Genomic DNA, 26593 nt, shown 5'->3' on the forward strand with positions numbered 1-26593 from the left:
ATATAGAGGCGCATCAAATGGAAAGGGGTGACCGGCACACAGCCGCTCACCCCTTTTTGTCGGCGGACGCGGACGCCCCGCCGTCACCCGCCTATACGTGCGCGCGCCAGGCCAGCGCCTCGCCAGCAGCCAGCGGCACCAGCGTGGTATTGCCGAACGCCAGTTCTTCAGGAACCTGATAGGTCTCGCGAGCCAGCGTCAGCGTGCCGGTATTGCGCGGCAGGCCATAGAAGTCCGGGCCGTGGAAGCTTGCAAACCCCTCCAGCTTGTCGAGCTTGCCCGCCGCCTCGAAGGCCGTGGCGTACAGCTCCATGGCATGCAGCGCCGTATAGCAACCCGCACAGCCGCAAGCATGCTCCTTCAAGCCTCGCGCATGCGGCGCGCTGTCGGTACCCAGGAAGAAACGCGGGCTGCCGCTGGTGGCCGCCTCTACCAAAGCCAGCCGGTGCGTCTCGCGCTTCAGGATCGGCAGGCAATACCAGTGCGGACGCACGCCGCCCTGGAAAATCGCGTTGCGGTTGTACAGCATGTGCTGCGGCGTGATCGTCGCTGCGATCGGGCCTTCGGCATCGCGCACATACTCGGCGCCCTCTTTGGTCGTGATGTGCTCGAACACGACCTTCAGCGCCGGGAACGCGCGCCGCAAGGGCTTCATGACTCGCTCGACGAAAATGGCCTCACGGTCGAACACGTCGATAGACGGATCCGTCACTTCGCCATGCACCAGCAACGGCATTCCGCATTTCTGCAGCGCTTCCAGTGCCTTCGTGCATTTGCCCAGGAGGTCGGTCACGCCGGCGTCCGAATTGGTCGTGGCGCCCGCCGGGTACAGCTTCACCGCGTACACCTGGCCGGACTCGTGTGCGCGAAAGATCTCTTCGGCGGACGTGTTGTCGGTCAGGTAGAGCGTCATCAGCGGCGTGAACGAGGCCGGGTTTCCGCCCGCCTTGGCCAATGCAGCAAGAATGCGGTCGCGGTACGCCAACGCCTGCTCGGTGGTCGTCACCGGCGGCTTCAGGTTGGGCATGATGATGGCTCGCGAGAACTGGCGCGCGGTGTCCGCGACCACGGCCTCCAGCGCCGCGCCATCGCGCAGGTGCAGGTGCCAGTCGTCGGGCCGGGTGATGGTGAGTTGAGTCGTGCTTTGAGTAGACATGTGAAGGCTTCTTAATCTGCCAGCGGCATTCCCCGTTCAGCCAGCGCGCAGAACATCGCGCTGCCCAGGGGAATGACGGCATCGTTGAAATCGAAATGCGAGTTGTGCAGCACGCAGCCGGATTCGGCTCCGCCCTGGCCCAGGCGAAAATAGGCGCCTGGCTTGCTCTGCAACATGAAAGAAAAATCCTCGGAACCCATCGATGGCACCAGGTCGCGCACCACGTTTTCCTTGCCGATCATCTCGGTCGCGATATCGGCCACCAGATTGGCGTGCTGTGGCGTATTCAGGGTCGCGGGATAGATGCGTTCATACACCACCTCCGCCGTGCCGCCAAAAGCGCTCGCGATTGCGCTGACCAGTTCGCGCATGCGCGTCTCGACCATCTCCTGGACCGATTTGCGGAACGTGCGCACCGTGCCCACCATCCTGGCTTCACGCGGAATCACGCTCATCGCGCCGGGGTGACCGGCCTGCAGCGATCCTATCGACACGACAGCGGAATCCAGCGGATTGACGTTGCGCGACACGATGGTCTGCAACGCTGTGATGATCTGCCCCGCAATCGTCACCGGATCGATGGTCTGATAGGGATGGGCGCCATGCCCGCCACGACCCGTGATCAGGATCTCGAAGCGATCCGCGGCGGCCATCATCGGTCCCGGGTTGATGCCGATCGTACCTGGCTTCAAGCCAGGCCAATTGTGCAGCGCATAGATCGCGTCGCAGGGAAAGGTATCGAACAAGCCGTCCTCAAGCATGGCGCGCGCGCCGCCCCGGCCCTCTTCGGCAGGCTGGAAAATAAGCACTGCAGTGCCGTCGAAATTGCGTGTTTGCGCCAGGTACTTCGCGGCGCCGATCAGCACCGCCGTATGGCCGTCATGGCCACAACCGTGCATCAAGCCGGACTTGGTCGACTTGTGGCCGAAGGTGTTGTCTTCCGTCATGGGCAGCGCGTCCATGTCGGCGCGCAGGCCGATCATGCGGCCGCTGTCGCAGCGCTTGCCGCGGATCACGCCCACCACGCCTGTCTTGCCAATGCCCCGGTGCACCTCGATCCCCAGCGCCTCCAAGGCGCCCGCGACAATTCCCGAGGTTCGGACTTCCTCGAAGCCCAATTCGGGATGTGCGTGCAAATCGCGCCGTAGCGCCGTCAATTCGTCGTGAAAAAGCCGAATCGATTCCAACGGAGATCGTGCGTACATAGAGGTTACAGAATGGCGTGATGGAGGGGACAGTCTGCGCATTTTAGTTGCTACAGAGGATAAATGCCTTTGTCTTTACCGGAGAGACACGTTATGCTCCGGCCGCAGGACAATTTTTCCAACAGCCAGAGTAGGAGCGCCGCATTATGGCCACAACCTCCAAACCCGCGACCGCGCGCAAGCCGAACGCTGCATTCATGAAGCCCCTGACCCCCAGCGCCGACTTGGCCGCTGTCATCGGCTCGGAAGCCGTGCCGCGTACCGAGGTCACCAAGAAGATCTGGGAATACATCAAGAAGCACAACCTGCAAGATGCCAGCAACAAGCGCAACATCAACGCCGATGCCAAGCTGCTCCCGATCTTTGGCAAGGATCAGGTCACGATGTTCGAATTGACCAAACTGGTCAACGCACATCTGAAGTAAGCAGGCAAAGGGCGTACTGCGTACGTCCCTGCCTTTGGATTGTCGCGACGCCCTGGCTAGCTGCCGGGCGAGCCCGGCTCAATCACGCAAGTCCCCTCTCCGGCGCCTCCGCCATTTCCACGCTTCGTGGCCCCCCCCCCTAATTTGCATCCCTGGCTATCGGGCTCGACGTACGTGCCTGGCAGACGCATCAGCTTGCCCGCACACAACGCTCGCGCATATCAGGCACCCACCCCCTAGCCCTGCCGTCATTCGCGACCGACAGCGGCAATGGGGCACCAGGAAAGCGGGATGACGTGCCTCGCGCGATCTTGACCATCCATGCAAAAGGGCCGGCAACGATGCCGGCCCTTTTGCATGGGAAATGACGCTGTGGGGTCAGGCGTACGTCGTGGGCGCGCTGCCTTCCAGTAGTGCCAGCCACCCCTTGATCAGGCGATAGAGCACCCACACGATCGTGGCGGCCACGCCTATCCATCCAATAAAGATGAGTGTCGCGATGCCGCTGATGGCCAGCCACAGCAGGGCCCACCAGAACGTGCGCAAGAGCCAGTCGAAATGGGCGGCGTAGACAGTGCCGGCGGCATCCGAGCGCTTCAAATACATGAGCACAACGGCGGCCAAGGTGGCGATGCCCAGAAATCCACTCGTCAGGAAGCCCAAGGCGTACAAGCCGTAGGCCACGTGGGTCAACGTGCGCAGATCTAATGTCGTACCGGGCACGGGGGTCTGGGTATCACTCACGATAACGCTCCAACAAATTGACTCGGTCAATCTTACCGCACAAAGCTACCCCGCCCACGGGCGTTGTTATTTGTGCACATTCAGCATTGGCGCGGCTTGCAGACCGACAGACGCAGGCACGCCCACGCGATTCGACACGCTCCCTGAACCCGCGTCACGGCCATCTCGGCGGCATCGCGGCAGCAAGCGCGCAGTGCGTGCATGCGATGCCCGCCGACGGTCCCAATGACAAAGCCCCACCGGGTACCGGTGGGGCTTTGAAGGATAAGAGCTTGACGATGACCTACTTTCACAGACGTCCGTCCACTATCATCGGCGCAAAGGCGTTTCACTGTCCTGTTCGGGATGGGAAGGAGTGGTACCACCTTGCTGTGGTCGTCAAGCGTAACTGCTTGAGCAGCTGACTACGGCGTCAGCCGTTCGAATCTTGGGGTACTGCATCACTAAAAGACAAAACCCCACAGGGGATACCTGTGGGGTTTTGCGGAATAAAAGCCTGACGATGACCTACTTTCACAGACGTCCGTCCACTATCATCGGCGCAAAGGCGTTTCACTGTCCTGTTCGGGATGGGAAGGAGTGGTACCACCTTGCTATGGTCGTCAGGCGTAACTGGTTGAGCGGCTGCGGTTTAGGCAACGGCTCCAATCTTGGAAGAAACACAACGTGTGGGTGATCAGAGCCTAGCTCGATGATCACGCACAGTGGGATGTAATTGGTGTTGGCTGGCCGCCGACGGTGCGGCCAGATTTTGTATTGAACGACACTTGGAACGCTATATCACCAGGTCAATAACCATCAGTGTTATAGGATCAAGCCTCACGGGCAATTAGTATCGGTTAGCTTAACGCATTACTGCGCTTCCACACCCGACCTATCAACGTCCTGGTCTCGAACGACCCTTCAGGGGGATCAAGTCCCCGGGATACCTTATCTTCAGACGAGTTTCCCGCTTAGATGCCTTCAGCGGTTATCTCTTCCGTACTTAGCTACCCGGCAATGCCATTGGCATGACAACCGGTACACCAGAGGTACGTCCACTCCGGTCCTCTCGTACTAGGAGCAGGCTCCGTCAAGTATCCAACGCCCACGGCAGATAGGGACCAAACTGTCTCACGACGTTTTAAACCCAGCTCACGTACCTCTTTAAATGGCGAACAGCCATACCCTTGGGACCGGCTACAGCCCCAGGATGAGATGAGCCGACATCGAGGTGCCAAACACCGCCGTCGATATGAACTCTTGGGCGGTATCAGCCTGTTATCCCCAGAGTACCTTTTATCCGTTGAGCGATGGCCCTTCCATTCAGAACCACCGGATCACTATGTCCTGCTTTCGCACCTGTTCGACTTGTCAGTCTCACAGTCAAGCACGCTTATGCCATTGCACTATCAGCACGATTTCCGACCGTACCTAGCGTACCTTCGAACTCCTCCGTTACACTTTGGGAGGAGACCGCCCCAGTCAAACTGCCCACCATGCACTGTCCCCGATCCGGATAACGGACCAAGGTTAGAACCGCAAACAAACCAGGGTGGTATTTCAAGGATGGCTCCACGTGATCTAGCGACCACGCTTCAAAGCCTCCCACCTATCCTACACAGGCCGGTTCACAGTCCAATGCAAAGCTACAGTAAAGGTTCATGGGGTCTTTCCGTCTAGCCGCGGGTAGATTGCATCATCACAAACACTTCAACTTCGCTGAGTCTCAGGAGGAGACAGTGTGGCCATCGTTACGCCATTCGTGCAGGTCGGAACTTACCCGACAAGGAATTTCGCTACCTTAGGACCGTTATAGTTACGGCCGCCGTTTACCGGGGCTTCGATCAAGAGCTTGCACCCCATCACTTAACCTTCCGGCACCGGGCAGGCGTCACACCCTATACGTCGACTTTCGTCTTTGCAGAGTGCTGTGTTTTTAATAAACAGTCGCAGCCACCGATTCTCTGCGACCCCATCATGCTAAGCGCGCAGGCGCTTCACACTACCGGGGTATACCTTCTCCCGAAGTTACGGTATCAATTTGCCGAGTTCCTTCTCCTGAGTTCTCTCAAGCGCCTTGGAATATTCATCCCGTCCACCTGTGTCGGTTTGCGGTACGGTCTCGTACAGCTGAAGCTTAGAGGCTTTTCTTGGAACCACTTCCAATCACTTCGCAAGCAATGCTCGCTCGTGTCACACCCTTGATTTACGCGCCCGGATTTGCCTAAGCGCCATCTTCGATGCAGCAACAGGGACATCCAACACCCTGATGATCTTCCGCGATCCGTCCCCCCATCGCACTGTACGACGGTACTGGAATATTAACCAGTTTCCCATCAGCTACGCATCTCTGCCTCGCCTTAGGGGCCGACTCACCCTGCGCCGATGAACGTTGCGCAGGAAACCTTGGACTTACGGCGAGGGGGCTTTTCACCCCCTTTATCGCTACTCATGTCAGCATTCGCACTTCTGATACCTCCAGCAGCCTTTACAAGCCACCTTCGCAGGCTTACAGAACGCTCTCCTACCGCGTGCACTAAAAGTGCACACCCGCAGCTTCGGTTTATCGCTTAGCCCCGTTACATCTTCCGCGCAGGACGACTCGATCAGTGAGCTATTACGCTTTCTTTAAAGGATGGCTGCTTCTAAGCCAACCTCCTGACTGTCTATGCCTTCCCACTTCGTTTCCCACTTAGCGATAATTCGGGACCTTAGCTGGCGGTCTGGGTTGTTTCCCTCTTGAGTCCGGACGTTAGCACCCGGTGCTCTGTCTCCCAAGCTGTACTTGCAGGTATTCGGAGTTTGCCATAGTTTGGTAAGTCGCCATGACCCCCTAGCTATAACAGTGCTCTACCCCCTGCAGTAATACTTGAGGCACTACCTAAATAGTTTTCGGAGAGAACCAGCTATTTCCAGATTTGTTTAGCCTTTCACCCCTATCCACAGCTCATCCCCTAATTTTTCAACATTAGTGGGTTCGGTCCTCCAGCACGTGTTACCGTGCCTTCAACCTGGCCATGGATAGATCATCTGGTTTCGGGTCTACACCCAGCGACTAATTCGCCCTATTCGGACTCGCTTTCGCTACGGCTTCCCTATTCGGTTAACCTTGCCACTGAATGTAAGTCGCTGACCCATTATACAAAAGGTACGCAGTCACCCCACAAGGAGGCTCCTACTGTTTGTATGCATACGGTTTCAGGATCTATTTCACTCCCCTTCCGGGGTTCTTTTCGCCTTTCCCTCACGGTACTGGTTCACTATCGGTCGATCACGAGTATTTAGCCTTGGAGGATGGTCCCCCCATCTTCAAACAGGATTTCACGTGTCCCGCCCTACTTGTCTTACGCTTAGTTCCACACACAAAATTTCATCTACAGGGCTATCACCTGCTACGGCGGGGCTTTCCATCCCCTTCGATTATCTTGCATGCTAAAACGTAAAGGCTCTTCCGATTTCGCTCGCCACTACTTTCGGAATCTCGGTTGATTTCTTTTCCTCGAGCTACTGAGATGTTTCAGTTCACCCGGTTCGCTTCCACTAGCCTATGTATTCAGCTAGGGATACTGCATTGCTGCAGTGGGTTTCCCCATTCGGACATCTACGGATCAAAGCTTGTTTGCCAGCTCCCCGTAGCTTTTCGCAGGCTACTACGTCCTTCATCGCCTGTGATCGCCAAGGCATCCACCATATGCACTTAGTCGCTTGATCCTATAACGCTGTAGGCTATAGGACCTGAGTATTAGCGTTTGTGCCGTTCATAAGTTTCAAAGCAGCCCAGAGTTATTCACCCTGGTCTTGAGAACTTGGAACAAAAATAATGCAATCACAACCCGTACTCATCTTCATCAGCAAGCTGATTACTTGATAAGTACATTTCGTTGTGCTTCTTCCAGATTGTTAAAGAACAAATATAGCTGTTGAGTAAAACCCAACTCATAAGACCGTGATTCAAACCAGAAACACGACGCTATGAGTTAGCCTCTACATCGCCACCAGGCGACTACTTGAGAATCAATGGTGGAGGTGAACGGGATCGAACCGATGACATCCTGCTTGCAAAGCAGGCGCTCTCCCAGCTGAGCTACACCCCCATATCCCGCATTCGCGAAATACTTGGTGGGTCTGGTTGGATTCGAACCAACGACCCCCGCCTTATCAAGACGGTGCTCTAACCAACTGAGCTACAGACCCAAAACCTTCTCGGATCAGTATTCAGGTAGCTGCAGACCCAGGGAAGATTCCCTCGACCCAAGCCTACAACTGATCCCAGCTATATCAAACAACCGATAAGAGTGGACGCTTAACACGAGCACTTTAAGCTCTGAAAGGAGGTGATCCAGCCGCACCTTCCGATACGGCTACCTTGTTACGACTTCACCCCAGTCATGAATCCTACCGTGGTAATCGCCCCCCTTGCGGTTAGGCTAACTACTTCTGGTAAAACCCACTCCCATGGTGTGACGGGCGGTGTGTACAAGACCCGGGAACGTATTCACCGCGACATGCTGATCCGCGATTACTAGCGATTCCGACTTCACGCAGTCGAGTTGCAGACTGCGATCCGGACTACGATCGGGTTTCTGGGATTGGCTCCCCCTCGCGGGTTGGCGACCCTCTGTCCCGACCATTGTATGACGTGTGAAGCCCTACCCATAAGGGCCATGAGGACTTGACGTCATCCCCACCTTCCTCCGGTTTGTCACCGGCAGTCTCATTAGAGTGCCCTTTCGTAGCAACTAATGACAAGGGTTGCGCTCGTTGCGGGACTTAACCCAACATCTCACGACACGAGCTGACGACAGCCATGCAGCACCTGTGTTCCGGTTCTCTTGCGAGCACTACCAAATCTCTTCGGCATTCCAGACATGTCAAGGGTAGGTAAGGTTTTTCGCGTTGCATCGAATTAATCCACATCATCCACCGCTTGTGCGGGTCCCCGTCAATTCCTTTGAGTTTTAATCTTGCGACCGTACTCCCCAGGCGGTCAACTTCACGCGTTAGCTGCGCTACCAAGGCCCGAAGGCCCCAACAGCTAGTTGACATCGTTTAGGGCGTGGACTACCAGGGTATCTAATCCTGTTTGCTCCCCACGCTTTCGTGCATGAGCGTCAGTGTTATCCCAGGAGGCTGCCTTCGCCATCGGTGTTCCTCCGCATATCTACGCATTTCACTGCTACACGCGGAATTCCACCTCCCTCTGACACACTCTAGCTCGGTAGTTAAAAATGCAGTTCCAAAGTTAAGCTCTGGGATTTCACATCTTTCTTTCCGAACCGCCTGCGCACGCTTTACGCCCAGTAATTCCGATTAACGCTTGCACCCTACGTATTACCGCGGCTGCTGGCACGTAGTTAGCCGGTGCTTATTCTGCAGGTACCGTCAGTTTCACGGGGTATTAACCCATGACGTTTCTTTCCTGCCAAAAGTGCTTTACAACCCGAAGGCCTTCATCGCACACGCGGGATGGCTGGATCAGGGTTTCCCCCATTGTCCAAAATTCCCCACTGCTGCCTCCCGTAGGAGTCTGGGCCGTGTCTCAGTCCCAGTGTGGCTGGTCGTCCTCTCAAACCAGCTACGGATCGTCGCCTTGGTGAGCCATTACCCCACCAACTAGCTAATCCGATATCGGCCGCTCTAATAGTGCAAGGTCTTACGATCCCCTGCTTTCCCCCGTAGGGCGTATGCGGTATTAGCCACGCTTTCGCGTAGTTATCCCCCGCTACTAGGCACGTTCCGATACATTACTCACCCGTTCGCCACTCGCCACCAGACCGAAGTCCGTGCTGCCGTTCGACTTGCATGTGTAAGGCATCCCGCTAGCGTTCAATCTGAGCCAGGATCAAACTCTTCAGTTTAATCTCTGTATTTGTTTCGTATTCTTGGTCCGGATAAATCCAAACCAGGTCATACGTCGCTACTCAAAGGAAGTGAGGTATGTTCTTAAACTTGACGTCTAAGGTACTTCACTTCTAGTGAGCACTTGATTTCATTGTGCTTGTGACCGAAGTCACTCGCACTCGCATCAAGCGCCCACACTTATCGGTTGTTTAATTGTTAAAGAGCGGTACTGCTAAATTCTGTACTGCTTCTGCCCCTCAACTTCGGCTAACTTCGTTTTTGCGAAGTTGCTGTCGTTGCAGCAGAGAAACGAGATTATGAAGAAGTTTTTATCGTTTGTCAAGTCAGCGTCGTTTGTTTCAAACTCACTTCGCTTTCTTGCCTACGACCTCTTCAGGTCTCGCCAGGACACTCGTCCTGGAGGGCTTTCACCCCCTTAGCAGCTATCGAAAAATCAGGGTTATCCCTAGGTTTTCGGTAGCAGCCAAGCCTGAAACTATAACACCTTTTTTGCAGATTATGCAACCGGCTTTTGCCTAATTTGCACCTTATCTTGCAACACCGCTGTCTTGCTGGATCTCTCCAACTTTACAGAGGCCACGGAGTATAGGCTCTCACTTAAAAACAAAACCCCACAGGCTTACCTGTGGGGTTTCGCGGAATAAAAGCCTGACGATGACCTACTTTCACAGACGTCCGTCCACTATCATCGGCGCAAAGGCGTTTCACTGTCCTGTTCGGGATGGGAAGGAGTGGTACCACCTTGCTATGGTCGTCAGGCGTAACTGGTTGAGCGGCTGCGGTCAGGCAACGGCTCCAATCTTGGAAGAAACACAACGTGTGGGTGATCAGAGGCTAGCTCGATGATCACGCACAGTGGGATGTAATTGGTGTTGGCTGGCCGCCGACGGTGCGGCCAGATTTTGTATTGAACGACACTTGGAACGCTATATCACCAGGTCAATAACCATCAGTGTTATAGGATCAAGCCTCACGGGCAATTAGTATCGGTTAGCTTAACGCATTACTGCGCTTCCACACCCGACCTATCAACGTCCTGGTCTCGAACGACCCTTCAGGGGGATCAAGTCCCCGGGATACCTTATCTTCAGACGAGTTTCCCGCTTAGATGCCTTCAGCGGTTATCTCTTCCGTACTTAGCTACCCGGCAATGCCATTGGCATGACAACCGGTACACCAGAGGTACGTCCACTCCGGTCCTCTCGTACTAGGAGCAGGCTCCGTCAAGTATCCAACGCCCACGGCAGATAGGGACCAAACTGTCTCACGACGTTTTAAACCCAGCTCACGTACCTCTTTAAATGGCGAACAGCCATACCCTTGGGACCGGCTACAGCCCCAGGATGAGATGAGCCGACATCGAGGTGCCAAACACCGCCGTCGATATGAACTCTTGGGCGGTATCAGCCTGTTATCCCCAGAGTACCTTTTATCCGTTGAGCGATGGCCCTTCCATTCAGAACCACCGGATCACTATGTCCTGCTTTCGCACCTGTTCGACTTGTCAGTCTCACAGTCAAGCACGCTTATGCCATTGCACTATCAGCACGATTTCCGACCGTACCTAGCGTACCTTCGAACTCCTCCGTTACACTTTGGGAGGAGACCGCCCCAGTCAAACTGCCCACCATGCACTGTCCCCGATCCGGATAACGGACCAAGGTTAGAACCGCAAACAAACCAGGGTGGTATTTCAAGGATGGCTCCACGTGATCTAGCGACCACGCTTCAAAGCCTCCCACCTATCCTACACAGGCCGGTTCACAGTCCAATGCAAAGCTACAGTAAAGGTTCATGGGGTCTTTCCGTCTAGCCGCGGGTAGATTGCATCATCACAAACACTTCAACTTCGCTGAGTCTCAGGAGGAGACAGTGTGGCCATCGTTACGCCATTCGTGCAGGTCGGAACTTACCCGACAAGGAATTTCGCTACCTTAGGACCGTTATAGTTACGGCCGCCGTTTACCGGGGCTTCGATCAAGAGCTTGCACCCCATCACTTAACCTTCCGGCACCGGGCAGGCGTCACACCCTATACGTCGACTTTCGTCTTTGCAGAGTGCTGTGTTTTTAATAAACAGTCGCAGCCACCGATTCTCTGCGACCCCATCATGCTAAGCGCGCAGGCGCTTCACACTACCGGGGTATACCTTCTCCCGAAGTTACGGTATCAATTTGCCGAGTTCCTTCTCCTGAGTTCTCTCAAGCGCCTTGGAATATTCATCCCGTCCACCTGTGTCGGTTTGCGGTACGGTCTCGTACAGCTGAAGCTTAGAGGCTTTTCTTGGAACCACTTCCAATCACTTCGCAAGCAATGCTCGCTCGTGTCACACCCTTGATTTACGCGCCCGGATTTGCCTAAGCGCCATCTTCGATGCAGCAACAGGGACATCCAACACCCTGATGATCTTCCGCGATCCGTCCCCCCATCGCACTGTACGACGGTACTGGAATATTAACCAGTTTCCCATCAGCTACGCATCTCTGCCTCGCCTTAGGGGCCGACTCACCCTGCGCCGATGAACGTTGCGCAGGAAACCTTGGACTTACGGCGAGGGGGCTTTTCACCCCCTTTATCGCTACTCATGTCAGCATTCGCACTTCTGATACCTCCAGCAGCCTTTACAAGCCACCTTCGCAGGCTTACAGAACGCTCTCCTACCGCGTGTACTAAAAGTACACACCCGCAGCTTCGGTTTATCGCTTAGCCCCGTTACATCTTCCGCGCAGGACGACTCGATCAGTGAGCTATTACGCTTTCTTTAAAGGATGGCTGCTTCTAAGCCAACCTCCTGACTGTCTATGCCTTCCCACTTCGTTTCCCACTTAGCGATAATTCGGGACCTTAGCTGGCGGTCTGGGTTGTTTCCCTCTTGAGTCCGGACGTTAGCACCCGGTGCTCTGTCTCCCAAGCTGTACTTGCAGGTATTCGGAGTTTGCCATAGTTTGGTAAGTCGCCATGACCCCCTAGCTATAACAGTGCTCTACCCCCTGCAGTAATACTTGAGGCACTACCTAAATAGTTTTCGGAGAGAACCAGCTATTTCCAGATTTGTTTAGCCTTTCACCCCTATCCACAGCTCATCCCCTAATTTTTCAACATTAGTGGGTTCGGTCCTCCAGCACGTGTTACCGTGCCTTCAACCTGGCCATGGATAGATCATCTGGTTTCGGGTCTACACCCAGCGACTAATTCGCCCTATTCGGACTCGCTTTCGCTACGGCTTCCCTATTCGGTTAACCTTGCCACTGAATGTAAGTCGCTGACCCATTATACAAAAGGTACGCAGTCACCCCACAAGGAGGCTCCTACTGTTTGTATGCATACGGTTTCAGGATCTATTTCACTCCCCTTCCGGGGTTCTTTTCGCCTTTCCCTCACGGTACTGGTTCACTATCGGTCGATCACGAGTATTTAGCCTTGGAGGATGGTCCCCCCATCTTCAAACAGGATTTCACGTGTCCCGCCCTACTTGTCTTACGCTTAGTTCCACACACAAAATTTCATCTACAGGGCTATCACCTGCTACGGCGGGGCTTTCCATCCCCTTCGATTATCTTGCATGCTAAAACGTAAAGGCTCTTCCGATTTCGCTCGCCACTACTTTCGGAATCTCGGTTGATTTCTTTTCCTCGAGCTACTGAGATGTTTCAGTTCACCCGGTTCGCTTCCACTAGCCTATGTATTCAGCTAGGGATACTGCATTGCTGCAGTGGGTTTCCCCATTCGGACATCTACGGATCAAAGCTTGTTTGCCAGCTCCCCGTAGCTTTTCGCAGGCTACTACGTCCTTCATCGCCTGTGATCGCCAAGGCATCCACCATATGCACTTAGTCGCTTGATCCTATAACGCTGTAGGCTATAGGACCTGAGTATTAGCGTTTGTGCCGTTCATAAGTTTCAAAGCAGCCCAGAGTTATTCACCCTGGTCTTGAGAACTTGGAACAAAATAATGCAATCACAACCCGTACTCATCTTCATCAGCAAGCTGATTACTTGATAAGTACATTTCGTTGTGCTTCTTCCAGATTGTTAAAGAACAAATATAGCTGTTGAGTAAAACCCAACTCATAAGACCGTGATTCAAACCAGAAACACGACGCTATGAGTTAGCCTCTACATCGCCACCAGGCGACTACTTGAGAATCAATGGTGGAGGTGAACGGGATCGAACCGATGACATCCTGCTTGCAAAGCAGGCGCTCTCCCAGCTGAGCTACACCCCCATATCCCGCATTCGCGAAATACTTGGTGGGTCTGGTTGGATTCGAACCAACGACCCCCGCCTTATCAAGACGGTGCTCTAACCAACTGAGCTACAGACCCAAAACCTTCTCGGATCAGTATTCAGGTAGCTGCAGACCCAGGGAAGATTCCCTCGACCCAAGCCTACAACTGATCCCAGCTATATCAAACAACCGATAAGAGTGGACGCTTAACACGAGCACTTTAAGCTCTGAAAGGAGGTGATCCAGCCGCACCTTCCGATACGGCTACCTTGTTACGACTTCACCCCAGTCATGAATCCTACCGTGGTAATCGCCCCCCTTGCGGTTAGGCTAACTACTTCTGGTAAAACCCACTCCCATGGTGTGACGGGCGGTGTGTACAAGACCCGGGAACGTATTCACCGCGACATGCTGATCCGCGATTACTAGCGATTCCGACTTCACGCAGTCGAGTTGCAGACTGCGATCCGGACTACGATCGGGTTTCTGGGATTGGCTCCCCCTCGCGGGTTGGCGACCCTCTGTCCCGACCATTGTATGACGTGTGAAGCCCTACCCATAAGGGCCATGAGGACTTGACGTCATCCCCACCTTCCTCCGGTTTGTCACCGGCAGTCTCATTAGAGTGCCCTTTCGTAGCAACTAATGACAAGGGTTGCGCTCGTTGCGGGACTTAACCCAACATCTCACGACACGAGCTGACGACAGCCATGCAGCACCTGTGTTCCGGTTCTCTTGCGAGCACTACCAAATCTCTTCGGCATTCCAGACATGTCAAGGGTAGGTAAGGTTTTTCGCGTTGCATCGAATTAATCCACATCATCCACCGCTTGTGCGGGTCCCCGTCAATTCCTTTGAGTTTTAATCTTGCGACCGTACTCCCCAGGCGGTCAACTTCACGCGTTAGCTGCGCTACCAAGGCCCGAAGGCCCCAACAGCTAGTTGACATCGTTTAGGGCGTGGACTACCAGGGTATCTAATCCTGTTTGCTCCCCACGCTTTCGTGCATGAGCGTCAGTGTTATCCCAGGAGGCTGCCTTCGCCATCGGTGTTCCTCCGCATATCTACGCATTTCACTGCTACACGCGGAATTCCACCTCCCTCTGACACACTCTAGCTCGGTAGTTAAAAATGCAGTTCCAAAGTTAAGCTCTGGGATTTCACATCTTTCTTTCCGAACCGCCTGCGCACGCTTTACGCCCAGTAATTCCGATTAACGCTTGCACCCTACGTATTACCGCGGCTGCTGGCACGTAGTTAGCCGGTGCTTATTCTGCAGGTACCGTCAGTTTCACGGGGTATTAACCCATGACGTTTCTTTCCTGCCAAAAGTGCTTTACAACCCGAAGGCCTTCATCGCACACGCGGGATGGCTGGATCAGGGTTTCCCCCATTGTCCAAAATTCCCCACTGCTGCCTCCCGTAGGAGTCTGGGCCGTGTCTCAGTCCCAGTGTGGCTGGTCGTCCTCTCAAACCAGCTACGGATCGTCGCCTTGGTGAGCCATTACCCCACCAACTAGCTAATCCGATATCGGCCGCTCTAATAGTGCAAGGTCTTACGATCCCCTGCTTTCCCCCGTAGGGCGTATGCGGTATTAGCCACGCTTTCGCGTAGTTATCCCCCGCTACTAGGCACGTTCCGATACATTACTCACCCGTTCGCCACTCGCCACCAGACCGAAGTCCGTGCTGCCGTTCGACTTGCATGTGTAAGGCATCCCGCTAGCGTTCAATCTGAGCCAGGATCAAACTCTTCAGTTTAATCTCTGTATTTGTTTCGTATTCTTGGTCCGGATAAATCCAAACCAGGTCATACGTCGCTACTCAAAGGAAGTGAGGTATGTTCTTAAACTTGACGTCTAAGGTACTTCACTTCTAGTGAGCACTTGATTTCATTGTGCTTGTGACCGAAGTCACTCGCACTCGCATCAAGCGCCCACACTTATCGGTTGTTTAATTGTTAAAGAGCGGTACTGCTAAATTCTGTACTGCTTCTGCCCCTCAACTTCGGCTAACTTCGTTTTTGCGAAGTTGCTGTCGTTGCAGCAGAGAAACGAGATTATGAAGAAGTTTTTATCGTTTGTCAAGTCAGCGTCGTTTGTTTCAAACTCACTTCGCTTTCTTGCCTACGACCTCTTCAGGTCTCGCCAGGACACTCGTCCTGGAGGGCTTTCACCCCCTTAGCAGCTATCGAAAAATCAGGGTTATCCCTAGGTTTTCGGTAGCAGCCAAGCCTGAAACTATAACACCTTTTTTGCAGATTATGCAACCGGCTTTTGCCTAATTTGCACCTTATCTTGCAACACCGCTGTCTTGCTGGATCTCTCCAACTTTACAGAGGCCACGGAGTATAGGCTCTCACTTAAAAACAAAACCCCACAGGCTTACCTGTGGGGTTTCGCGGAATAAAAGCCTGACGATGACCTACTTTCACAGACGTCCGTCCACTATCATCGGCGCAAAGGCGTTTCACTGTCCTGTTCGGGATGGGAAGGAGTGGTACCACCTTGCTATGGTCGTCAGGCGTAACTGGTTGAGCGGCTGCGGTCAGGCAACGGCTCCAATCTTGGAAGAAACACAACGTGTGGGTGATCAGAGGCTAGCTCGATGATCACGCACAGTGGGATGTAATTGGTGTTGGCTGGCCGCCGACGGTGCGGCCAGATTTTGTATTGAACGACACTTGGAACGCTATATCACCAGGTCAATAACCATCAGTGTTATAGGATCAAGCCTCACGGGCAATTAGTATCGGTTAGCTTAACGCATTACTGCGCTTCCACACCCGACCTATCAACGTCCTGGTCTCGAACGACCCTTCAGGGGGATCAAGTCCCCGGGATACCTTATCTTCAGACGAGTTTCCCGCTTAGATGCCTTCAGCGGTTATCTCTTCCGTACTTAGCTACCCGGCAATGCCATTGGCATGACAACCGGTACACCAGAGGTACGTCCACTCCGGTCCTCTCGTACTAGGAGCAGGCTCCGTCAAGTATCCAACGCCCACGGCAGATAGGGACCAAACTGTCTCACGACGTTTTAAACCCAGCTCACGTACCTCTTTAAATGGCGAACAGCCATACCCTTGGGACCGGCTACAGCCCCAGGATGAGATGAGCCGACATCGAGGTGCCAAACACCGCCGTCGATATGAACTCTTGGGCGGTATCAGCCTGTTATCCCCAGAGTACCTTTTATCCGTTGAGCGATGGCCCTTCCATTCAGAACCACCGGATCACTATGTCCTGCTTTCGCACCTGTTCGACTTGTCAGTCTCACAGTCAAGCACGCTTATGCCATTGCACTATCAGCACGATTTCCGACCGTACCTAGCGTACCTTCGAACTCCTCCGTTACACTTTGGGAGGAGACCGCCCCAGTCAAACTGCCCACCATGCACTGTCCCCGATCCGGATAACGGACCAAGGTTAGAACCGCAAACAAACCAGGGTGGTATTTCAAGGATGGCTCCACGTGATCTAGCGACCACGCTTCAAAGCCTCCCACCTATCCTACACAGGCCGGTTCACAGTCCAATGCAAAGCTACAGTAAAGGTTCATGGGGTCTTTCCGTCTAGCCGCGGGTAGATTGCATCATCACAAACACTTCAACTTCGCTGAGTCTCAGGAGGAGACAGTGTGGCCATCGTTACGCCATTCGTGCAGGTCGGAACTTACCCGACAAGGAATTTCGCTACCTTAGGACCGTTATAGTTACGGCCGCCGTTTACCGGGGCTTCGATCAAGAGCTTGCACCCCATCACTTAACCTTCCGGCACCGGGCAGGCGTCACACCCTATACGTCGACTTTCGTCTTTGCAGAGTGCTGTGTTTTTAATAAACAGTCGCAGCCACCGATTCTCTGCGACCCCATCATGCTAAGCGCGCAGGCGCTTCACACTACCGGGGTATACCTTCTCCCGAAGTTACGGTATCAATTTGCCGAGTTCCTTCTCCTGAGTTCTCTCAAGCGCCTTGGAATATTCATCCCGTCCACCTGTGTCGGTTTGCGGTACGGTCTCGTACAGCTGAAGCTTAGAGGCTTTTCTTGGAACCACTTCCAATCACTTCGCAAGCAATGCTCGCTCGTGTCACACCCTTGATTTACGCGCCCGGATTTGCCTAAGCGCCATCTTCGATGCAGCAACAGGGACATCCAACACCCTGATGATCTTCCGCGATCCGTCCCCCCATCGCACTGTACGACGGTACTGGAATATTAACCAGTTTCCCATCAGCTACGCATCTCTGCCTCGCCTTAGGGGCCGACTCACCCTGCGCCGATGAACGTTGCGCAGGAAACCTTGGACTTACGGCGAGGGGGCTTTTCACCCCCTTTATCGCTACTCATGTCAGCATTCGCACTTCTGATACCTCCAGCAGCCTTTACAAGCCACCTTCGCAGGCTTACAGAACGCTCTCCTACCGCGTGTACTAAAAGTACACACCCGCAGCTTCGGTTTATCGCTTAGCCCCGTTACATCTTCCGCGCAGGACGACTCGATCAGTGAGCTATTACGCTTTCTTTAAAGGATGGCTGCTTCTAAGCCAACCTCCTGACTGTCTATGCCTTCCCACTTCGTTTCCCACTTAGCGATAATTCGGGACCTTAGCTGGCGGTCTGGGTTGTTTCCCTCTTGAGTCCGGACGTTAGCACCCGGTGCTCTGTCTCCCAAGCTGTACTTGCAGGTATTCGGAGTTTGCCATAGTTTGGTAAGTCGCCATGACCCCCTAGCTATAACAGTGCTCTACCCCCTGCAGTAATACTTGAGGCACTACCTAAATAGTTTTCGGAGAGAACCAGCTATTTCCAGATTTGTTTAGCCTTTCACCCCTATCCACAGCTCATCCCCTAATTTTTCAACATTAGTGGGTTCGGTCCTCCAGCACGTGTTACCGTGCCTTCAACCTGGCCATGGATAGATCATCTGGTTTCGGGTCTACACCCAGCGACTAATTCGCCCTATTCGGACTCGCTTTCGCTACGGCTTCCCTATTCGGTTAACCTTGCCACTGAATGTAAGTCGCTGACCCATTATACAAAAGGTACGCAGTCACCCCACAAGGAGGCTCCTACTGTTTGTATGCATACGGTTTCAGGATCTATTTCACTCCCCTTCCGGGGTTCTTTTCGCCTTTCCCTCACGGTACTGGTTCACTATCGGTCGATCACGAGTATTTAGCCTTGGAGGATGGTCCCCCCATCTTCAAACAGGATTTCACGTGTCCCGCCCTACTTGTCTTACGCTTAGTTCCACACACAAAATTTCATCTACAGGGCTATCACCTGCTACGGCGGGGCTTTCCATCCCCTTCGATTATCTTGCATGCTAAAACGTAAAGGCTCTTCCGATTTCGCTCGCCACTACTTTCGGAATCTCGGTTGATTTCTTTTCCTCGAGCTACTGAGATGTTTCAGTTCACCCGGTTCGCTTCCACTAGCCTATGTATTCAGCTAGGGATACTGCATTGCTGCAGTGGGTTTCCCCATTCGGACATCTACGGATCAAAGCTTGTTTGCCAGCTCCCCGTAGCTTTTCGCAGGCTACTACGTCCTTCATCGCCTGTGATCGCCAAGGCATCCACCATATGCACTTAGTCGCTTGATCCTATAACGCTGTAGGCTATAGGACCTGAGTATTAGCGTTTGTGCCGTTCATAAGTTTCAAAGCAGCCCAGAGTTATTCACCCTGGTCTTGAGAACTTGGAACAAAAATAATGCAATCACAACCCGTACTCATCTTCATCAGCAAGCTGATTACTTGATAAGTACATTTCGTTGTGCTTCTTCCAGATTGTTAAAGAACGAATATAGCTGTTGAGTAAAACCCAACTCATAGCACTGCAAGCAGTGCTATGAGTTAGTTTCTACGCCGCACCAGGTTGACCCTGATCCCAGCTACAAAAAACAACCGATAAGAGTGGACACTTAACACGAGCACTTTAAGCTCTGAAAGGAGGTGATCCAGCCGCACCTTCCGATACGGCTACCTTGTTACGACTTCACCCCAGTCATGAATCCTACCGTGGTAATCGCCCCCCTTGCGGTTAGGCTAACTACTTCTGGTAAAACCCACTCCCATGGTGTGACGGGCGGTGTGTACAAGACCCGGGAACGTATTCACCGCGACATGCTGATCCGCGATTACTAGCGATTCCGACTTCACGCAGTCGAGTTGCAGACTGCGATCCGGACTACGATCGGGTTTCTGGGATTGGCTCCCCCTCGCGGGTTGGCGACCCTCTGTCCCGACCATTGTATGACGTGTGAAGCCCTACCCATAAGGGCCATGAGGACTTGACGTCATCCCCACCTTCCTCCGGTTTGTCACCGGCAGTCTCATTAGAGTGCCCTTTCGTAGCAACTAATGACAAGGGTTGCGCTCGTTGCGGGACTTAACCCAACATCTCACGACACGAGCTGACGACAGCCATGCAGCACCTGTGTTCCGGTTCTCTTGCGAGCACTACCAAATCTCTTCGGCATTCCAGACATGTCAAGGGTAGGTAAGGTTTTTCGCGTTGCATCGAATTAATCCACATCATCCACCGCTTGTGCGGGTCCCCGTCAATTCCTTTGAGTTTTAATCTTGCGACCGTACTCCCCAGGCGGTCAACTTCACGCGTTAGCTGCGCTACCAAGGCCCGAAGGCCCCAACAGCTAGTTGACATCGTTTAGGGCGTGGACTACCAGGGTATCTAATCCTGTTTGCTCCCCACGCTTTCGTGCATGAGCGTCAGTGTTATCCCAGGAGGCTGCCTTCGCCATCGGTGTTCCTCCGCATATCTACGCATTTCACTGCTACACGCGGAATTCCACCTCCCTCTGACACACTCTAGCTCGGTAGTTAAAAATGCAGTTCCAAAGTTAAGCTCTGGGATTTCACATCTTTCTTTCCGAACCGCCTGCGCACGCTTTACGCCCAGTAATTCCGATTAACGCTTGCACCCTACGTATTACCGCGGCTGCTGGCACGTAGTTAGCCGGTGCTTATTCTGCAGGTACCGTCAGTTTCACGGGGTATTAACCCATGACGTTTCTTTCCTGCCAAAAGTGCTTTACAACCCGAAGGCCTTCATCGCACACGCGGGATGGCTGGATCAGGGTTTCCCCCATTGTCCAAAATTCCCCACTGCTGCCTCCCGTAGGAGTCTGGGCCGTGTCTCAGTCCCAGTGTGGCTGGTCGTCCTCTCAAACCAGCTACGGATCGTCGCCTTGGTGAGCCGTTACCCCACCAACTAGCTAATCCGATATCGGCCGCTCTAATAGTGCAAGGTCTTGCGATCCCCTGCTTTCCCCCGTAGGGCGTATGCGGTATTAGCCACGCTTTCGCGTAGTTATCCCCCGCTACTAGGCACGTTCCGATACATTACTCACCCGTTCGCCACTCGCCACCAGACCGAAGTCCGTGCTGCCGTTCGACTTGCATGTGTAAGGCATCCCGCTAGCGTTCAATCTGAGCCAGGATCAAACTCTTCAGTTTAATCTCTGTATTTGTTTCGTATTCTTGGTCCGGATAAATCCAAACCAGGTCATACGTCGCTACTCAAAGGAAGTGAGGTATGTTCTTAAACTTGACGTCTAAGGTACTTCACTTCTAGTGAGCACTTGATTTCATTGTGCTTGTGACCGAAGTCACTCGCACTCGCATCAAGCGCCCACACTTATCGGTTGTTTAATTGTTAAAGAGCGGTACTGCTTACTTCTTACTGCCTCTGCTGATTTCTCAGCCTTAGCAGCTATCGAAACTTCAGGGTTAACCCTAATTTTTCGGCAACCGCCAAGCCCTCTACTATAACACAACTTTTGCAGATTATGCAACCGGCCTCCGCCTGATTTGCATCCTATCTTGCAACCCGCTTACTTTCATAAGCAGCCCTGAATCTCAGGGGTTGGTTACCGTACAGGTGGTTGGCAATTTCGCTTCGGGTAAACCCTGATTCGTCATCACCAGCCAAGCCCAAGACTATAGCACAATTTTTGCAGACTGTGCAACTGGCTTCTGCCTGATTTGCACCAATCTTTGCAATAACCGCTGGGCTCTCATTCCTGATCGCTTTCTGCGGCAGGCCTTGCCGGGTGACCCCGCCAGACCTGTTGCACCTGCTTGGCTTCGCGGCTCAAAAAACTGTTTGAACTGCGAAGGAGCGAGACTATAGCACAGAATTTAAACGTGTGTCGCCAGCATGACACCCATTTTGCAGAAAGATGAAATATTACGGGGACGCATTGCGCTTTTCCAAGCCGGCTGACGCGAGCCTCTCTATATAGAAGGGCCTATTCCCCCCGTCTCCTGGGGCGGGGCCGGGGAATTGCCCTCTATATAAGAGCGCATTAATGGGGCAGCCATACCGGAGCAGCGCGCCCCTACCCTATATATAGAGGCTCGGAAGTTCCCTGGGGAAGCCCGCCAACCTGCGCCCCTCTGGCGTGGCGCGAGCTTGCCCCACAGGCTCCTGCCTCCGCCGCGGAGGCTAGAGCCGAAGCTCCGTCGTTTCCTTGATCTGCTGGAGCGCAAAGAAGGAGCGCATATCCACCACCGCGGGATGGCGCATCAGCGTATCCATGGAGAAACGTGAAAAGTGCGCCAGGTCCGCCACCTGGATGCGGAGCAGATAGTCCATATCCCCAGACATGGCATAGCACTCGACCACCTCCGGCCAAAGCTGCACGTCCCGGGCGAAATCGCTCATGGGCGCGTGACTGGAGCCGCTGTACTTATTCAGCCGGATGTTCACGTAGGCCAGCAAGCCCAGACCTACCTTGCCGGCGTCGATGAGCGCCACGTACTTCTTGATGAAGCCCTGCTCCTCGAGACGGCGGACCCGGCGCAGACACGGACTGGGCGACAGCGATACGCGGTCGGCCAATTCCTGGTTGCTCAGGCGGCCATCCCGTTGCAGCTCGGCCAAAATCCTTAGATCTGTCCTATCAAGCCCAATGTCAGACATTTTTAGCCCTTTCATTTAAATCTAGAGCAATATTATTGCTCAACCTTCGCCATTGCGAGGCATGTTTGCAATTGTCTGCCCGCCCTTCCTACCTACAATCTCCGTCTAGACTTGAAGAACAGGTCGTCCTCAAAAAGAGATGCAAGGGAGCAGACTTATGAGCAGCGCTTTCCAACCCTGGGACAACCCGATGGGCACCGCCGGGTTTGAATTCATTGAATATGCCGCGCCGGACCCCGCCGCGCTGCGCAAGGTGTTTGAACTGTTGGGGTTCAAGGCCATTGCCAAACATCGCCACAAGGACGTGACCTTGTACCGCCAAGGCGGCGTCAACTTCCTGATCAACGCCGAACCCGACTCCTTCGCCCAACGTTTCGCGCGCCTGCACGGCCCGTCGATCTGTGCGATCGGATTCCGGGTGCAGGACGCCAACGCCGCCTACAAGCGCGCACTGGAGTTGGGCGCATGGGGTTTTGACTCGCATAGCGGCCCGATGGAACTGAATATTCCGGCGATCAAGGGCATCGGCGATTCGCTGATCTACCTGGTCGACCGCTGGGCGGGCAAGGAAGGCCACGGCGGCATCGGCGACATCAGCATCTACGACGTGGATTTCATGCCGCTGGATCCGGCCAATGCACAGACCGACGTGGCCTGGCGCGGCGCCGGCCTGACCCTGGTGGACCACCTGACCCACAACGTGCACAAGGGCCGCATGGCGGAGTGGTCGGAATTCTACGAGCGCCTCTTCAATTTCCGCGAAGTCCGCTACTTCGATATTGAAGGCAAGGTGACCGGCGTGAAGTCCAAGGCGATGACGTCGCCTTGCGGCAATATCCGCATTCCGATCAACGAGGAAGGCACTGAAGAGAAAGGCCAGATTCAGGAATACCTGGACCTCTACCGCGGCGAAGGCATTCAGCACATTGCCATGGCGACTGAGGACATCTACGCCACGATCGAAGCGCTGCGCGAAACCGGCGTGGTGTTCCTGGATACGCCGGAAACGTACTACGAGCTGCTGGACCGCCGCATGCCGAACCACGGCGAGGACGTGGCGCGCCTGCAGAAGAACCGCATCCTGCTGGACGGCGCCCCGGGCGGCGGCCTGCTGCTGCAGATCTTCACCGAGAACCAGATCGGCCCGATCTTCTTTGAAATCATCCAGCGCAAGGGCAACGATGGTTTCGGCGAAGGCAACTTCAAGGCCTTGTTCGAATCGATCGAGCTGGATCAGATGCGCCGCGGCGTGCTGAAGACGGTCGAATAAATCACTTCCCCCGCCAGCGCACGGCGCTCAGGCATCGGCGCGGGCCTTGAAGCCTCACCTCCTGGTGAGGTTTTTTTTGTCGCCGCGCCGGTCCGCGCAGCGGACCGAACAAGACTCAGCGCTGAAGGCGGTCCTGGAACTGCTTGCGGAACTTGGCCACCTTGGGAGCGATCACGAACTGGCAATAGCCCTGTTCGGGATGCAAGGCGAAATAGTTGCTGTGATAGTCCTCGGCCTGCCAGAACCTGGCGGGCGCAAGCAACTTGGTGACGATCGGCGCGTCGTACACCTGCTGCGACTCGACCTCGGCAATCACCGCCTCCGCCTGCTCGCGCTGGGATTCGTTCTGCCAGAAGATCGCCGATTCATATTGCGGACCGACGTCGTTGCCCTGGCGGCCCGGCGTGGTGGGGTCGTGAGTGGCGAAGAACACGCGCAGCAGATCACTGTAGGACAGCTCGTCCGGATCGAATTCGATGCGCGCGACTTCGATGTGGCCGGTGTCCTTGCCGCAGACCTGCTCGTAGCTCGGATTGTCCACATGGCCGCCGCTGTAGCCAGGCAATACGCTCTTGACTCCACGCAGCTCGGCAAACACTGCTTCGACGCACCAGAAGCAACCGCCGCCTAGAACGGCGACTTCATTGCCCGGGGATGGTTGTTCTGCCATGACGATTCCTTCTTGATGGGCGGCCGCCTCAACGCGGCCCGCGCCCCCGGCTCGATGCCGGGGCATAGAAAATAAGACTACTGCTTAGCTGGCGCCAGCGACAAGATCCATTCGGACAAGAGGCGCGCGTCTTCGGGCGAGACGTGGGTCTGCGCCGGCATGGGCACGGCGCCCCAGGCGCCCCGCCCCCCGCCACGGATCTTGCCCGCCAGGTAGTCCACCATGGCGTCGCCCTGCCCCGCATAACGCTCCGCCACGCTCTTCAATGGAGGCCCCACTCGCTTGGCTTCCACCTGGTGACAGGCCATGCAGGCCTTGCTCTTGGCCAGATCGAGGCCGGTGGTTTGCGCATGAGCCGCGCCAGCGCCCAGGACGCTGGCCACGGCCACCAACAGACTAATCTTCAAATGCATCGGTTACTGCCCCACGGCTCGCGGTGCTGGCGAGCTTGCCGAACTTGGCAAGCACTCCGCGTGTATAACGCGGCTTGGGCTGAACCCAGGCCTGACGACGAGCCGCCATGTCTTCGTCGCTGATGTTGAGCTGCAGCAGCAGCTTGTGGGCATCGATGGTAACCGAATCGCCCTCTTGTATCAGCGCGATAGGGCCTCCGACAAAAGCCTCGGGCGCGACGTGGCCCACGACCATGCCCCAGGTGCCACCGGAGAACCGGCCGTCGGTGATCAGCCCCACGGTTTCGCCGAGCCCCTGTCCGACCAGCGCGGAGGTAGGCGCCAGCATCTCGCGCATTCCGGGTCCGCCCTTGGGGCCTTCGTAGCGGATGACCACCACGTCGCCATCGCGGATCTGTTGCGCCATGATGGCGGTCATGGCGTCGTCCTCGGAATCGAAGACGCGCGCGGGGCCGGTCATGACGGGATTCTTCAGCCCGGTGATCTTGGCGACACAGCCTTCGGGCGACAGGTTGCCCTTCAGGATGGCCAGGTGCCCTTGCGGATACAGCGCGCGGTCCATCGGCATGATGACGTCCTGATCCGCGCGGGGCGCGTCGGGCACGTCGGCCAAGGTTTCGGCGATGGTCTGGCCGGTGATGGTGATGCAGTCCCCATGCAGCAGGCCGGCATTGAGCAGCAGCTTCATGACCTGCGGAATGCCGCCGGCGCGATGCAGGTCGGTGGCGACGTACTGGCCCGAGGGCTTCAGGTCGCACAGCACCGGCACGCGCTTGCGGATGCGTTCGAAATCGTCGATGGTCCACGGCACCTCGGCCGCATGCGCGATGGCCAGGAAGTGCAGCACGGCGTTGGTCGATCCGCCGATGGCCATGATGACGGACACGGCGTTCTCGATGGACTCGCGCGTGATGATGTCGCGCGGGCGCAGATTGCGCCTGACGGCATCGACCAGCACACGCGCCGACTCCGCTGCGGAGACGACCTTTTCCTCGTCCTCGTTGGCCATGGTGCTGGAGTACGGCAGGCTCATGCCCATGGCCTCGAAGGAAGAGCTCATGGTGTTGGCCGTGTACATGCCGCCACACGAGCCCGAGCCCGGAATCGCGCACTTTTCGATCTGCTTGAAATCGGCCTCGGGCATGCGGCCCATCGTGTACTCGCCAACGGCTTCGAATACCGACACGATGGTGAGGTCGTTGCCTTTGTAGCGGCCCGGCTTGATCGTGCCGCCATAGACATAGATGCCCGGCACGTTGGTGCGCGCCAGGGCAATCATGCCGCCAGGCATGTTCTTGTCGCATCCGCCGATCACGACGACGCCATCCATCCACTGGCCCTGCGCGGCCGTCTCGATACAGTCGGCGATGACCTCGCGCGACACCAGCGAGTACTTCATTCCTTCGGTGCCCATGGACATGCCGTCGGAAATGGTGGGCGTACCGAAGACCTGGGGATTGGCGCGGGAAGCGCGAATCGCATCGATGGCGGCATCGGCCAGGCGCTGCAGGCCGCTATTACAGGGAGTGATCGTCGAATGGCCATTGGCCACGCCGATCATGGGGTTTTCGAAATCGGCTTCCTTGTAGCCCAGCGCGTAGTACATGGCCCGATTGGGTGCGCGCGCGACACCATGGGTGATGTGGCGGGAACGTTCGTTGTGCGGCATGGTCTGTCTCTCCTGT

Annotated in this window: 9 protein-coding genes, 4 tRNA genes and 10 rRNA genes; 2 read left to right on the forward strand and 21 right to left on the reverse strand. The window is 55.1% G+C overall.

Translation table 11 applies throughout. The annotated features are described in order from the left end of the window. Window positions 1–91: 91 nt before the first annotated feature. Window positions 92–1156 carry a dihydroorotase gene (pyrC, locus tag HLG70_RS17975; protein WP_171667926.1) on the reverse strand — a complete coding sequence of 355 codons (1065 nt, stop codon included), beginning with the start codon at window positions 1154–1156 and terminating at the stop codon, window positions 92–94. An 11-nt stretch (window positions 1157–1167) separates the two neighbouring features. Next, a complete protein-coding gene (locus HLG70_RS17980; RefSeq protein ID WP_171667925.1) occupies window positions 1168–2361 on the reverse strand; it encodes a M20 aminoacylase family protein in 1194 nt (397 codons plus the stop codon). Window positions 2362–2507: 146 nt separating this feature from the next. Between HLG70_RS17980 and HLG70_RS17985 the strand changes: the two genes are divergently transcribed. Next, window positions 2508–2786: an SWIB/MDM2 domain-containing protein gene (locus tag HLG70_RS17985; protein ID WP_057287072.1), complete on the forward strand. Its 279-nt coding sequence runs from the start codon at window positions 2508–2510 to the stop codon at window positions 2784–2786. 378 nt (window positions 2787–3164) lie between these two features. Here the strand turns inward: HLG70_RS17985 and HLG70_RS17990 are convergent, their stop codons facing one another. From HLG70_RS17990 to HLG70_RS18065, 16 genes are all read right to left on the reverse strand, one after another. Then, window positions 3165–3530 (reverse strand): DUF4870 family protein, encoded by a 366-nt coding sequence (locus HLG70_RS17990; protein ID WP_171667924.1) that lies wholly within the window; start codon window positions 3528–3530, stop codon window positions 3165–3167. A 270-nt stretch (window positions 3531–3800) separates the two neighbouring features. Continuing rightward, window positions 3801–3913 (reverse strand): 5S ribosomal RNA (gene rrf / locus HLG70_RS17995). Between the two features lie 111 nt (window positions 3914–4024). Continuing rightward, window positions 4025–4137, reverse strand: a 5S ribosomal RNA gene (rrf, locus tag HLG70_RS18000). Window positions 4138–4338: 201 nt separating this feature from the next. Further along, a 23S ribosomal RNA gene (locus HLG70_RS18005) occupies window positions 4339–7223 on the reverse strand. A 307-nt stretch (window positions 7224–7530) separates the two neighbouring features. Continuing rightward, a tRNA-Ala gene (locus tag HLG70_RS18010) sits at window positions 7531–7606 on the reverse strand. 23 nt (window positions 7607–7629) lie between these two features. Next, a tRNA-Ile gene (locus HLG70_RS18015) sits at window positions 7630–7706 on the reverse strand. Window positions 7707–7839: 133 nt separating this feature from the next. Beyond that, window positions 7840–9370 (reverse strand): 16S ribosomal RNA (locus HLG70_RS18020). Window positions 9371–10020: 650 nt separating this feature from the next. Continuing rightward, window positions 10021–10133, reverse strand: a 5S ribosomal RNA gene (gene rrf, locus HLG70_RS18025). 200 nt (window positions 10134–10333) lie between these two features. Beyond that, window positions 10334–13218: ribosomal RNA gene (locus tag HLG70_RS18030) — 23S ribosomal RNA — on the reverse strand. 306 nt (window positions 13219–13524) lie between these two features. Then, a tRNA-Ala gene (locus tag HLG70_RS18035) sits at window positions 13525–13600 on the reverse strand. Window positions 13601–13623: 23 nt separating this feature from the next. Then, a tRNA-Ile gene (locus HLG70_RS18040) sits at window positions 13624–13700 on the reverse strand. A 133-nt stretch (window positions 13701–13833) separates the two neighbouring features. Further along, window positions 13834–15364 (reverse strand): 16S ribosomal RNA (locus HLG70_RS18045). Between the two features lie 650 nt (window positions 15365–16014). Next, window positions 16015–16127: ribosomal RNA gene (gene rrf, locus HLG70_RS18050) — 5S ribosomal RNA — on the reverse strand. Window positions 16128–16327: 200 nt separating this feature from the next. Then, window positions 16328–19212: ribosomal RNA gene (locus tag HLG70_RS18055) — 23S ribosomal RNA — on the reverse strand. A gap of 344 nt (window positions 19213–19556) precedes the next feature. After that, window positions 19557–21087 (reverse strand): 16S ribosomal RNA (locus HLG70_RS18060). The 16S, 23S and 5S rRNA genes sit together here with 4 tRNA genes alongside, the layout of an rRNA operon. A 991-nt stretch (window positions 21088–22078) precedes the next feature. After that, complete coding sequence (locus HLG70_RS18065) at window positions 22079–22555, reverse strand: Lrp/AsnC family transcriptional regulator (protein ID WP_171667394.1); 477 nt, start codon at window positions 22553–22555, stop codon at window positions 22079–22081. 157 nt (window positions 22556–22712) lie between these two features. Between HLG70_RS18065 and hppD the strand changes: the two genes are divergently transcribed. Beyond that, window positions 22713–23825, forward strand: a complete 1113-nt coding sequence (hppD, locus tag HLG70_RS18070) for a 4-hydroxyphenylpyruvate dioxygenase (protein ID WP_171667393.1) — start codon at window positions 22713–22715, stop codon at window positions 23823–23825. Window positions 23826–23940: 115 nt separating this feature from the next. Here the strand turns inward: hppD and msrA are convergent, their stop codons facing one another. From msrA to ilvD, 3 genes are all read right to left on the reverse strand, one after another. Continuing rightward, a complete protein-coding gene (gene msrA / locus HLG70_RS18075; RefSeq protein ID WP_171667392.1) occupies window positions 23941–24495 on the reverse strand; it encodes a peptide-methionine (S)-S-oxide reductase MsrA in 555 nt (184 codons plus the stop codon). 77 nt (window positions 24496–24572) lie between these two features. After that, window positions 24573–24908 carry a c-type cytochrome gene (locus HLG70_RS18080; protein WP_171667391.1) on the reverse strand — a complete coding sequence of 112 codons (336 nt, stop codon included), beginning with the start codon at window positions 24906–24908 and terminating at the stop codon, window positions 24573–24575. After that, on the reverse strand, window positions 24892–26577 hold the full coding sequence (gene ilvD / locus HLG70_RS18085) for a dihydroxy-acid dehydratase (RefSeq protein ID WP_171667390.1): 1686 nt from the start codon (window positions 26575–26577) through the stop codon (window positions 24892–24894). Before ilvD ends, HLG70_RS18080 begins: the two co-directional genes overlap by 17 nt. Between the last annotated feature and the right edge of the window lie 16 nt (window positions 26578–26593).

This window comes from Achromobacter deleyi (genome assembly GCF_013116765.2).
Lineage (GTDB): Bacteria > Pseudomonadota > Gammaproteobacteria > Burkholderiales > Burkholderiaceae_B > Achromobacter > Achromobacter deleyi_A.

Bases quoted from the DNA above. Each gene is read 5' to 3' on its own strand.
- hppD (WP_171667393.1), top strand. From the start codon at position 22,713: ATGAGCAGCGCTTTCCAACCCTGGGACAACCCGATGGGCACCGCCGGG.
- pyrC (WP_171667926.1), bottom strand. From the start codon at position 1,156: ATGTCTACTCAAAGCACGACTCAACTCACCATCACCCGGCCCGACGAC.
- HLG70_RS17980 (WP_171667925.1), bottom strand. From the start codon at position 2,361: ATGTACGCACGATCTCCGTTGGAATCGATTCGGCTTTTTCACGACGAA.
- HLG70_RS18080 (WP_171667391.1), bottom strand. From the start codon at position 24,908: ATGCATTTGAAGATTAGTCTGTTGGTGGCCGTGGCCAGCGTCCTGGGC.
- HLG70_RS17985 (WP_057287072.1), top strand. From the start codon at position 2,508: ATGGCCACAACCTCCAAACCCGCGACCGCGCGCAAGCCGAACGCTGCA.
- HLG70_RS18065 (WP_171667394.1), bottom strand. From the start codon at position 22,555: ATGTCTGACATTGGGCTTGATAGGACAGATCTAAGGATTTTGGCCGAG.
- msrA (WP_171667392.1), bottom strand. From the start codon at position 24,495: ATGGCAGAACAACCATCCCCGGGCAATGAAGTCGCCGTTCTAGGCGGC.
- ilvD (WP_171667390.1), bottom strand. From the start codon at position 26,577: ATGCCGCACAACGAACGTTCCCGCCACATCACCCATGGTGTCGCGCGC.